Here is a 10930-nt window from a genome sequence, read left to right on the forward strand (position 1 = left end):
CGGGCGAGGGGATCGCGGCCAGGGGAATTCCAGGCCCGGGGAGCTTTCGGTTCGCCGAAGCCCGGGTTCGCGGGGTCCCGCAACCCCGAAGTGCCGGGTGAGGAACCCTCGGTTCGCCGAAGTCCACGCCCCGCGGAATCTCAGTCCTCGAAATCGCCGACCGCGCGGCGGACCCGCGCCAGCAGCTCGGTGAGCTGCTCGGTCTGCCGGTCGGTCAGCCCGCGCAGCCCGAACTCCGCCGACGTCACGGCCTCGGTCGCGGCCTCGCGCCGGGCGTGCCCGGCCTCGGTGATCTCGACCAGCGTGGTGCGGCGGTCGGTTGGGTGCGGCGTGCGGCGCACCAGGCCGTCGGCCTCCAGCCGGTCCACGATGTTGGTGACGCTCGTCGGGTGCAGTTGGAGGCGTTCGCCCATGACGCGCATGGGCAGGCTGCCCGCCCGGGAGAAGGTCAGCAGCACCAGCGCCTCGAACCGGGCGAAGGTCAGGCCGTGCGGTTTGAGGGCGGTGTCCACGGCGGACTGGATGATCTGCTGTACTCGCATGACGCTCGTGACCGCGGCCATCGCCGTCGACGGTCCGATCCGCTTCTCCCACAGCTCAGCGGCTCGCGCGATGGGGTCGAACGGCAACGGCTGGGACGTCATGGGCCGAAGCTACCAGTGGGTACCCGATCCGCAGGAGGCAACCAGTGCTCGTCGCGTTCAGTGTCAGCCCGCTCGGCGGGGAGTCCGACGGCGTGGCGGCGGCGGTCGCCGAGGCGGTGCGCGTGGTCCGCGCGTCGGGGCTGCCCAACGAGACCAACGCCATGTTCACCCTGGTCGAGGGGGAGTGGGACGAGGTGATGGCGGTGGTGAAGCGGGCCACCGAGGCCGTGCAGGCCGTCGCGCCCCGGGTCAGCCTGGTGCTCAAGGCCGACATCCGCCCCGGTCACACGGGTCAGCTGCGGGCCAAGGTGGAGAGGGTCGAACAGCACCTGGCCGCCGGCGAGAAGTAGGACTTCCTACTAAGTTGACGACCATGCGGACGACGCCCCGGAACCTCTGGCTGCGCTTCGAGACCTACCACGACGTCATCTACTTCACCCCGGAGTCGCGCGCGACCACCGACGCGCTCGGGTGCAAGGGCGGGTGGATGGGTTACTTCGGCCTGCGCGCGGCCCCGCTGGGCGCCGTGTCGCCCGAGGTGGTGACCGCCGCGTTCTTCGGCTTCGCCCCGCGCCGGGTGGCCCGCGCGCTGCCCGACGCGTGGGAGGTGGCCCCGCCGGAGCGCTTCCTGGCCGCGCGGCTGGAGGGCGTGGACGGGGCGCTGCGGCGGATGCTGGGGGACGTCGACCTGACCGAGGCCGCCGCCCTGGCGGTGGAGGCGGCCGCCGCCACGCCCGTCGGGGGTCGGGTGCTGGGCGCGGCGAACCGGGCGCTGCCGGTGCCCGGCGAACCGCACCTGGCGCTGTGGCAGGCGTGCACGACGCTGCGCGAGTCGCGGGGTGACGGGCACGTGGCGGCGCTGGTGGCCGCCGACCTGACCGCGTGCGAGGCGCTGGCGCTGTTCGGCGCGGACCACGACCTCGCGCCGGCCTACCTGCGCGAGGCCCGGGGGTGGCTGGAGGGGGAGTGGGAGGCCGCGGTGGACTCCCTGCGCTCGCGCGGCCTGCTCAGCGGGGGTTCGGCGCCGGCGGGGCAGACCCCGGGGAGCTCGGCACCCGCCGGGCGGGCGCCGGAGGGTCAGGCGCCGGAAGGGCAGGCGCCGGAGGGTCGGCTACCGCAGGGTTCGCCCGCGACGAACCTCACCCCGGCTGGCCGGGCGCTGCGCGAGGAGGTCGAACGCCGCACCGACGAGGCGGCCGCCTCCCCGTGGCGGGCGCTGGGCGAGGACCGCACCGCGCGCTTCGCCGAGCTGATGACCCCGGTAGCCCTCCGCCTGGGCCGGCTCAACGACGCCATGCGGACCAACCCGATGGCGATCGACCCGGTCCGGCAACTCGCCGGCTGACCCCGCGCGGAGCACCGGGCGCCTCGTGCCAGGATGGGAGCGTGACGAGGCCAGACCCCCGCAAGACCGCCGCACTGTCCGCCGCGTTGTCCGGGGCGGTCGACCTGGGCGCGCTGAAGGCCCGGGCCGACGCCCAGAGGCAGCGAGCCACCGCACCGCCCCCGCCCAGCGCGGCCGGGGGCCACGACCAGGGCCCCAGCCCGTGGGTCCTCGACGTCACCGAGGCGACGTTCCAGTCAACGGTCGAACGTTCCCTGGAAGTCCCCGTGGTGGTCGAGCTGACCGCCTCGTGGAGCCAGGAGGGCGCCCAGCTGTCGCCGGTCCTGGAGCGCGCGGCCCGCGCGGGCGGCGGCACGTGGCTGCTGGCCCGCGTCGACCTCGACGCCAGCCCGCGCATCGGGCAGCTGTTCGGCGTCCAGTCCGTGCCCACGGTCGTCGCGGTCGCCGGGGGCCAGCCCCTCGACGCGTTCGCCGGGCCGATCCCGGACGCCGAGTTCGCCGAGTGGATCAACCGCCTGCTCGACGCCCTGCGCGACCGGCTGCCGGGCATCCGGGCGGCGGAGGCCGGCCGGGCCGGCGAGGAGCCCGCCCCGGAGCCCGAGGACCCGCGCTTCACCGCCGCCGAGGACGCCTTCGAGCAGGGCGACTTCGCCGCCGCCGAGGCCGCCTACCAGGCCATCCTGGCGGCCGAACCCGGCAACGCCGAGGCCAAGGCGGCCCTGGCGCAGGTCCGGTTCACCGCGCGGGCCGAGGCGCTCGACCAGGACGCCGTGGCGCGGGCCGACGCGAACCCCGACGACCTGGACGCGCAGCTGGCCGCCGCCGACCTGGAGGTGGCCTCCAACGAGGTCGAGCAGGCGTTCCGGCGCCTGGTCGAGACGGTGCGCCGGGTGTTCGGCGAGGACCGCGACCGGGTGCGCGAGCACCTGGTGGGGCTGTTCGAGCTGTTCCCGACCGACGACGAGCGGGTGACCAAGGCCCGCCGGAACCTGGCCGGCGCCCTGTACTGAGCCCCGGGAACGCGACAGGGGGCCACCGCGAGGTGGCCCCCTGTTCCGCGTCGTGGGGACCCGGGTCGTGGGGACCCGGTCAGCCCGAGTACTTTCGCGTGCACAGCCCCGACCCGTCGAAGAAGCCGTCCCGGAACGCCTCCACCCGGGCGAACCCGGACGGCACCACGGTCCCGTTCACGTCCGCCGCGATCAGGCTCCGGTCCGCCAGCAGCTCCGCCACCGCCTCGTCCAGGTCGCCCGAGGACAGCTTCAGCCTGGCCGCCCCCCGCGTCGTGGTGCCCGCCCACGCCCCGGTCAGGCAGGCGGTGCGCAGCCCGGCCGCCGGGCCCTCCAGCGGGTAGCCGGTCGCCTGCTGGATCGACAGCGCGAACCGCGAGGCGATCTCCGCGAACGCCGCGAAGTCGCCGATCCCGCCCTTCTGCCCCCGCTTGGGCGGGGTGCCGATCCGGGCCAGGTCGGGCAGGTCGATCGAGATCGAGTTGGTCGACGGGCAGTAGGCCGCGGGCGAGGTCTCCTCCGCGTCCCGGCAGTCCGCCCCGGACGTGGAGAACGCGGGCGGCGCGGCGCCGGTCTGCTTGTACGCCTCGCGCAGCGACTCCTCCAGCGCCTCCAGCGAGTCGGGGTCGTCCACCTTCAGGTTGCCCTTGCCCTGCCCGGTGTCGCGGTCCTCGTCGGCGAACACCCGCTGGGTGATCCGCGCGTCGATCTCCGCCTCGTCGATGGCCGCGCACCGCCTCGGGTCGCCCGCGAACCCGAACTGGAACGCCGCCACCCGGTCGAACGCGCTGCCGTGCGCGCCCTGCTTCTCCGCCGACGTGCCCGCCGCGTCCCGGATGAAGAACATCGTCGCCAGGACCTGGTTCAACCCGGGTCCGGTGGAGATCCGGAAGTGCTTGGACTTCCCCTCCGCCACCCACCGGAAGAAGTTGCCCGCGTAGCAGTCGGCCTGCTGCTCCTTGATGATCGTCGGGGTGGCCTGGTCGACGCCGCCCCGGTCGCCCAGCTTGTACTGGATCGCGTGCCCCATCTCGTGGGCCAGCACGGTCACCACCGACATCGGCCCGAACGCGTCGTCGAGCATCGGCAGCAGCTCGCCCCGGTCCCAGGCGATCGAGTCGTCCAGCGAGCAGTAGAACGCGTTGGCCACGCCCGCCGTATTCGTGCGGCAGACCTCCACGCCCGTGCCGTTGGAGTCGTACGACACCAGCCGCTCGACCGGCTGGAACGGCACGTCGAACCGGGCGGGCAGCTGCTCGGACCAGTACTCCGCCACGTCGGCCAGCGCGTTGATGGCCAGCCGGTCCATCTCGCCGCCGTCGCCGTTCTCCACCCGGAGGTCGGCGTCCGGCACGCCCGGCTTGGCGCCGCTCTCCCCGGTGGTGATGTCGAGCCCGGACACCTTGGTGACGTCCGTCCGCTCGGGGCGGGCCACGCCGCCCACCAGCTGGGTGCACCCGGTCAACGCGAGCACGGCGACCAGCGCCGTGACGTGGAATGCCCGTCGAACCATGCCCGAACCCTACTCGGCCGATCGGGCGGATCAGGACAAACCGCAGGCCGGCGCGCCCTCCAGCACGCCGCCGCGGAAGACCTCGACCCGCTTGAACCCGGGCTCCAGCGCCGACCCGCCCGCCGCGTCCCGCGCCGCGTAGTCGTAGGCCAGCAGCACCTGCACGGCCTCGTCCAGGTCTCCGGGGGACAGGCCGAAGCCGTCCTGCCGGGTGAAGACCTCCCGCGTGTACGCGCCGGCCAGGCACAACGCGCTGGTCGCCGCGCTCGCGCCCGCGACCTCGGCGCCGACCGCGTCCATCGCCGCCAGCCCGTACCGGCTGGCCACCAGCACGCCCGTGGCGTAGTCGCCGATCCGCGCGTGCAGCTCGGGCAGGTCCTCCTCGACCTCGACCTCCAGCGTGTCCTCCGCCGGGCAGAACGCCACCGGCCCCTGGTCGCCGGAGCAGTCCGGCTCCTGCTCGGTGGGCGTGGTCTTCGGGGCGGTCCACTGCTTGCCCGCGCCCTCCACCAGGCCCCTGTAGTACCGGTCCAGGTCCTCGGTGACGGCGGTCAGGATCTCGTCGAACGGCAGGTTGCCGCCCCGGTCGCGGTCGTCGGCGTTGGTGAACGCCTGCTGGGTGAACACCCGGTTGTCGACCGTCATCGCCGCGCAGAACTTCGCGCCCTGCTGGTAGCCGTCCTGGAAGGCGGACACCCGGTCGAACGCGTTGCCGTGCGCGGACCGGTCGGTCTGCGAGGTCCCGACGGGGTCGCGGAAGGTGACCAGCGCGCCCAGCGCCGAGTCGAGCACCTCGGAGCCGATGCCCAGGTGCTCCGACCTGCCGTCGTTCACCCACTTGATGAACGCGCCCGCGAAGCAGTCGGCCATCGCCTCGGTGAGGATCGTCGGGAACCGGCGCGGCTCGCGGCGCTCGGCCTCGGGCGTGATGCCCATCCGGTTCTGCACGGCGTGGCCCCACTCGTGGGCCAGCACGATCACCACGGCGGCGTCGCCGAACCGGTCCTGGAGCACCGGCAGCAGCGCCGCCCGGTCCCAGGCGATGGCGTCGGCGCTGGGGCAGTAGAACGCGTTGCCCTCCACGTCGGACGCCTTCTCCGTGCACGGCGGCGGCTTGGCCGACGGGTCGGTGGTGTCCACCGAGTAGATCCCGCCCTCCAGCTCCTGCCACGGCTCGTCGAAGGTGTCCGGGAAGGCGTCCTCCCAGTAGGTGTTGATGTCGGTGATGGCGGTGGCCGCCAGCTGGTCGATCGGGCCGCCGTCGGTGCCCCGGATGAACCCGGGGTCCACGGTCCCCCTGGTGACGGTCTCGCCCGCCACGGGTTTGCCCGGCACCACCTGGGCGCAGGAGGTCGTCGCAACCAGGACCGTGGTCAGCAGGACCAGCCGAGCCGATGCACGCCGCATGGGCCCATTGTGCCCGCCCGCACCCCCTCGGGGTGAGCTTCGGGTGGGACCGCGACCTCCCCCGGGCGGGGGTGGCCGCGGTCCCGGTCACGCTCAGTAGACGCCGAGGTACACGGCGGGCCGCAGGTCGGCCGCCGCCAGCTGGCCCGCGAAGCGGCGCTCGACCTCGGCGCGCTCCGCGGTGTTGGGCAGGTCGTTCCGGCACGTGGCCGGCGCGCTGGAGCCGGACATCAGGTCCGTGCACAGCCCGGTGCGCCGGTCGGGCAGACCGAGGATGTGCCCGATCTCGTGGGTGGTGATGCGGGGCCGGTAGTGGCCCTGCTGCACGGCCTGGCGTCCCATGTAGACGGTCCCGTTGCCGAGCGACGTCACGTAGGCCCGGGGCCAGCCGTTGTCGGCGTAGATCCGGATGTTGGTCGGCGTGCCGGAGGCGCGCTTGGCCAGCCGGACGTTGGCGACCGAGGCGTTCCAGTTGGCGGCCGCCTTGTCCCAGTCGGCGGCGAACTCCTGGGCCTGGCTGGTGTCGTAGTACAGGGTGCGGACCAGCACACCGGGGTCCGCCGCCGCGGGTGCGGCCGAGGCCGGTGCGGCGACCGCGACCAGCGGCAGCACCAGACCCAGCACGAGCAGTGCGGTGCGCGCGACCTTGCGCACGAACATGGTGGTCTCCTTCTGGCAGGGAAGAGCCGGGAGCCGGTGACAGGGGTGGCTCCCGCACCCAAACAACCAGCGACGGGACGTGCCCACCAGCCCCGGAAGTAGGGTCGCTCGGGCACCCCGCCCGTGAAGTGCGCCAATTCGTGCAAATCACTCGCGCCGGGTGGCGTGCGCGGAGCGGGGGCGTGCGGCGAGGGGCGCGCGCGACGAGGGCGTGCAGTGCGGGCGCGCGGCGGGGAGCGCGCACGACAAGGGGCGCCCCACCCGCGGTGTAGCGCCCCCTCGTCGTCCCGCCTCAGTCCAGGCCGAGGCCCGGCTGCTCCTCCGGCACCAACCACAGCACCGCCGAGGGCGGCAACTGGAGCACCGCCGAGGCCGGTCGGCCGTGCCAGGGCTCCTCCGCCGCCTCCACCGAACCCATGTTCCCGACCCCGGACCCGCCGTAGCCCTCCGAGTCGGTGTTCAGCACCTCGCGCCACCGCCCCGGCAGCGGCAGCCCGACCCGGTAGTCGTGGTGCGGCATCCCGGCGAAGTTGGCGACGCAGGCCAGCAGCGACCCGTCCTCACCGATCCGCAGGAAGCTCAGCACGTTGCCGCCCGAGTCGTTGGCGTCGATCCAGGAGAACCCCTCCGGCCGGTCGTCGGCCGAGTACAGCGCGGGGGAGTTCCGGTACACCCCGTTGAGGTCCGCGACCAGTGACTTGACGCCCCGGTGCAGCGGGTCGTCCAGCAGGTGCCAGTCCAGCGACCGCGACTCCGACCACTCGCCCCGCTGCCCGAACTCGCCGCCCATGAACAGCAGCTGCTTGCCGGGGTGCGCCCACATGTAGGCCAGCAGCGAGCGCAGCGACGCCGCCTTGTTCCAGTCGTCGCCGGGCATCCGCTCCCACAGCGAGCCCTTGCCGTGCACCACCTCGTCGTGCGACAGCGGCAGCACGAAGTTCTCGCTCCACGCGTACACCAGCGAGAAGGTGATCTCGTTGTGGTGGAACGACCGGTGCACCGACTCGCGCGACAGGTAGTGCAGCGTGTCGTGCATCCAGCCCATGTTCCACTTGAACCCGAACCCCAGGCCGCCCAGGTGGGTGGGCCGCGTGACGCCCGGCCACGCCGTGGACTCCTCCGCCACCATCACCACGCCGGGGTGGCGCTTGTACACCGTGGCGTTGAGCTCCTGGAGGAACCGGACCGCGTCCAGGTTCTCCCGGCCGCCGTACTGGTTGGGCAGCCACTCCCCCTCCGGCCGGGAGTAGTCCAGGTAGAGCATGGACGCCACCGCGTCGACCCGCAGGCCGTCGATGTGGAACTCCTCGATCCAGTACAGGGCGTTGGCCACGAGGAAGTTGCGCACCTCGTTGCGCCCGAAGTCGAACACGTAGGTGCCCCAGTCGGGCTGCTCGCCCCGGCGGGGGTCGGCGTGCTCGTAGAGCGGGGTGCCGTCGAAGCGGGCCAGTGCCCAGGAGTCCTTCGGGAAGTGGGCGGGGACCCAGTCCACGATGACGCCGATGCCGCGTTGGTGGAGGGTGTCGACGAAGTGCCGGAAGTCGTCCGGCGAGCCGAACCGCGAGGTGGGGGCGTAGTAGGAGGTGACCTGGTAGCCCCAGGACCCGCCGAAGGGGTGTTCGGCCACCGGCAGCAGCTCCACGTGCGTGAACCCCTGCTCCACGACGTAGTCGGCCAGCTCGCCGGCCAGCTCCCGGTAGCCCAGGCGCTGCCCGTCCTTCTCGGTCATCCACGACCCGAGGTGCACCTCGTAGACCGACATCGGCGCCTTCACCCACCGGGTGGCGTCCCGCCGCGCCTCCCACTCCGCGTCGCCCCACCGGTACTGCGACTCGGCGACGACCGACGCTGTGGCGGGCGGCAGCTCGGTGGCGAACGCCATGGGGTCGGCCTTCTCGTGCCACCCGCCGTCCTGGCCGAGGATGCGGAACTTGTACCGGGTGCCCGCCCGGATGCCGGGGATGAAGACCTCCCACACCCCCGACGAGCCGAGCGACCGCATCGGGTTGGCCCGGCCGTCCCAGCCGTCGAAGTCGCCGCACACCCGCACGCCCCGCGCGGTGGGCGCCCACACCGCGAACGAGACGCCGGTGACCGTGCCGTCGGCCGTGTAGTAGGAGCGCGCGTGCGCGCCCAGCGCGTCCCACAGCCGCTCGTGGCGGCCCTCCCCGATCAGGTGCAGGTCCAGCTCGCCCACGGTCGGCAGCCACCGGTACGGGTCGTCGACCTCGACCACGTGCCCGGAGTAGTCGACCTCCAGCCGGTAGTCGCCGGGGTGCTCGGGCAGCTCGCCCGCGAACAGCCCGTCGACCACGCGGTCCAGCTCGAAGCGCTTGTCCCCGGCCATCACCGACACCGCGGACGCACCCGGCCGCAACGCCCGCGCCACCACCCCCTCCGGGGTGTGGTGCACGCCGAGCACGGAGTGCGGGTCGTGGTGCGACCCGGCCAGCAGCCGGTCGACGTCCTGGGGCGAGATCATGACTGGGCAGCTCCCTCTCCGGTGATCCGGGCGATCGACGAGAGCGGCACCGTCAGCCACTCCGGTCGGTTCGCGTGCTCGTAGGCCACCTCGTACACGGCCTTGTCGAGCTCGAACGCCCTCAACAGGTACCCGCGCCCGCGCGGATCACCCACGGAGGACGAGACGGCCTCGGCGTAGCCCTGGGTGAAGGCGGCCCGGTTGCGCCGCGCCCACTCCAGCGCCCGCACCGCGAGCTGGTGGTCCTCCGGCCGGCCGACGAGCAGCTGGTGCGCCGCGTAGTCGAACGAGCGCAGCATCCCGGCCACGTCGCGCAGCGGCGAGCGCAGCGCGGTCCGCTCCGCGATCGGCGCGCCCGGCTCGCCCTCGAAGTCGATCAGCAGCCACCCGTGCACGGTGCGCAGCACCTGGCCCAGGTGCAGGTCGCCGTGGATGTGCTGGATGGCGATCGCCCCCGGCGTGGTGTCCCGGGCCTGCTCGAACGCCTCGCGCAGCGCGGGCACGAACGGCTCCAGCTCGGGTACCCGCGACACCACCTCGTCCAACCGGGTGACCATGGCCCGGACGCTGCGCTCGATGTCGTCGCCGTCCGCGTGCTGCGTGCCCAGGGCCCGCTCCAGGTCCGCGTGCACGGTGGCCACCGCCTGCCCGAGCCGCCGGGCCTCGCCGGCGAAGTCGCCGCCCACCTCGTTGGCGTGCAGGTCCCGCTCGGTCATCAGGTCCCGCACGCTCGTGGTGGCCATCGCCCAGCCGTCCACCGCGTCGGGCAGGAACTGCTGGAGCATCCCGACCGTGGTGGGCCGGCCGTCCAGCTCGCCGGTGATCGACCCGAGCGGCCGGGCGATGTGCTCGCACCCGACCTCGTGCAGCGCGCGCTGGAGCACCAGGTCCGGGTTCTCGCCCACGGTCAGCTTGCGGAACAGCTTGAGGATGTACTGGCTGCCGAACACCAGCGAGGTGTTGGACTGCTCCGAGGTGATCGGCCGGCCGCGCAGCCCGGTCTGGAGCTCCACGCCCGGCTCGTGCGCGAACCTCAGCCCGTCGACCTCGCGGTTCTCGGCGATGAGGTCGAGCAGCACGCCGGTCAGCTCGTGGTCGAGCGTCGCGTCGTAGTTCTCCACCTGCTCGGTGATCAGCAGCTGGTACGGCTCGCTGCGCCCCGGTTGCTCCACCTCCACCACCAGGTGCACCAGCAGCGGTTCCCCGCCCCGCAGCACCGTGGTCCGCAGGGGGCGCACCGAGGTGACCGGGCGGTCCTTGCCGCCGAACCACCGCTGCGCGGGCAACCACCCCGGCAGCTCGGCGACCACCTTGTCGACCAGGCCGTGCGGATCGGTCACGTCCCTCACCTCGTCTCGCTGTCTTCGTCGTCCACGAGCTGGAACCAGTAGAAGCCGTGGCCGGGCAGCGTGAGCAGGTACGACAGGTCGCCGATCCGCGGGAAGCGGACACCGCCGGTCAGCTCGACGGGCCGCGCGCCGCGGTGCTCCGACAGGTCCAGCTCCACCGGCTGGGGGAACCTCGACAGGTTGTTCACGCACACCACCACGTCCTCGCGCCCGTCCGGGCGGCAGTACCGCCGCCGGTAGGCCAGCACGCTGGGGTTGGAGCCACCCAGGTCGGTGAAGTCACCGTCGGCGAACGCGCGGTGCTGCTTGCGCACCTCGATCATCCGCCGGGTCCAGTTGAGCAGCGAGGACTGGTTGTTCAGGTGCGCCTCGACGTTGAGCCCCTGGTAGCCGTACACCGGGTCCATGATCACGGGCAGGTAGATCCGGCCGGGGTCGCAGCTGGAGAAGCCGGCGTTGCGGTCGGGGGTCCACTGCATCGGCGTGCGCACCGCGTCGCGGTCGCCGAGCCAGATGTTGT

The 10930-nt window shown here is 73.2% G+C and carries 10 protein-coding genes; 3 read left to right on the forward strand and 7 right to left on the reverse strand.

What is annotated here, in order from left to right:
* Positions 1-140 precede the first annotated feature (140 nt).
* The gene (locus tag ACFP3R_RS35880; RefSeq protein ID WP_380643163.1) at positions 141-644 is read right to left on the reverse strand and encodes a MarR family winged helix-turn-helix transcriptional regulator; all 504 of its coding nucleotides are present in this window, start codon (positions 642-644) and stop codon (positions 141-143) included.
* A 44-nt stretch (positions 645-688) separates the two neighbouring features.
* Between ACFP3R_RS35880 and ACFP3R_RS35885 the strand changes: the two genes are divergently transcribed.
* From ACFP3R_RS35885 to ACFP3R_RS35895, 3 genes are read left to right on the forward strand one after another with little or no spacing between them, the layout of a single operon-like run.
* A complete protein-coding gene (locus ACFP3R_RS35885; RefSeq protein WP_380643165.1) occupies positions 689-994 on the forward strand; it encodes an MTH1187 family thiamine-binding protein in 306 nt (101 codons plus the stop codon).
* A 23-nt stretch (positions 995-1017) separates the two neighbouring features.
* Positions 1018-1989: an SCO6745 family protein gene (locus ACFP3R_RS35890; RefSeq protein ID WP_380643167.1), complete on the forward strand. Its 972-nt coding sequence runs from the start codon at positions 1018-1020 to the stop codon at positions 1987-1989.
* Positions 1990-2030: 41 nt separating this feature from the next.
* On the forward strand, positions 2031-2999 hold the full coding sequence (locus ACFP3R_RS35895; protein WP_380643169.1) for a co-chaperone YbbN: 969 nt from the start codon (positions 2031-2033) through the stop codon (positions 2997-2999).
* A 79-nt stretch (positions 3000-3078) separates the two neighbouring features.
* Here the strand turns inward: ACFP3R_RS35895 and ACFP3R_RS35900 are convergent, their stop codons facing one another.
* The 6 genes from ACFP3R_RS35900 to ACFP3R_RS35925 all read right to left on the reverse strand — a co-directional run.
* On the reverse strand, positions 3079-4512 hold the full coding sequence (locus ACFP3R_RS35900) for a neutral zinc metallopeptidase (RefSeq protein WP_380643171.1): 1434 nt from the start codon (positions 4510-4512) through the stop codon (positions 3079-3081).
* A gap of 30 nt (positions 4513-4542) precedes the next feature.
* Complete coding sequence (locus ACFP3R_RS35905) at positions 4543-5919, reverse strand: neutral zinc metallopeptidase (RefSeq protein ID WP_380643173.1); 1377 nt, start codon at positions 5917-5919, stop codon at positions 4543-4545.
* A 93-nt stretch (positions 5920-6012) separates the two neighbouring features.
* Positions 6013-6579, reverse strand: coding sequence for a snapalysin family zinc-dependent metalloprotease (locus ACFP3R_RS35910; protein WP_380643175.1), 567 nt, complete (start codon positions 6577-6579; stop codon positions 6013-6015).
* A gap of 292 nt (positions 6580-6871) precedes the next feature.
* Complete coding sequence (gene glgB / locus ACFP3R_RS35915; protein ID WP_380643177.1) at positions 6872-9061, reverse strand: 1,4-alpha-glucan branching protein GlgB; 2190 nt, start codon at positions 9059-9061, stop codon at positions 6872-6874.
* Positions 9058-10401, reverse strand: coding sequence for a maltokinase N-terminal cap-like domain-containing protein (locus tag ACFP3R_RS35920; RefSeq protein WP_380643179.1), 1344 nt, complete (start codon positions 10399-10401; stop codon positions 9058-9060). Before ACFP3R_RS35920 ends, glgB begins: the two co-directional genes overlap by 4 nt.
* A gap of 5 nt (positions 10402-10406) precedes the next feature.
* The coding region (locus tag ACFP3R_RS35925; RefSeq protein WP_380643181.1) for an alpha-glucosidase C-terminal domain-containing protein at positions 10407-10930 on the reverse strand (524 nt) is incomplete at its 5' end.

This window comes from Saccharothrix lopnurensis (assembly GCF_042658445.1).
Lineage (GTDB): Bacteria > Actinomycetota > Actinomycetes > Mycobacteriales > Pseudonocardiaceae > Actinosynnema > Actinosynnema lopnurensis.

Excerpts from the sequence above, each read along its gene's own strand:
- glgB (WP_380643177.1), bottom strand. The coding sequence starts at position 9,061 with ATGATCTCGCCCCAGGACGTCGACCGGCTGCTGGCCGGGTCGCACCAC.
- ACFP3R_RS35890 (WP_380643167.1), top strand. The coding sequence starts at position 1,018 with ATGCGGACGACGCCCCGGAACCTCTGGCTGCGCTTCGAGACCTACCAC.
- ACFP3R_RS35880 (WP_380643163.1), bottom strand. The coding sequence starts at position 644 with ATGACGTCCCAGCCGTTGCCGTTCGACCCCATCGCGCGAGCCGCTGAG.
- ACFP3R_RS35910 (WP_380643175.1), bottom strand. The coding sequence starts at position 6,579 with ATGTTCGTGCGCAAGGTCGCGCGCACCGCACTGCTCGTGCTGGGTCTG.
- ACFP3R_RS35905 (WP_380643173.1), bottom strand. The coding sequence starts at position 5,919 with ATGCGGCGTGCATCGGCTCGGCTGGTCCTGCTGACCACGGTCCTGGTT.
- ACFP3R_RS35900 (WP_380643171.1), bottom strand. The coding sequence starts at position 4,512 with ATGGTTCGACGGGCATTCCACGTCACGGCGCTGGTCGCCGTGCTCGCG.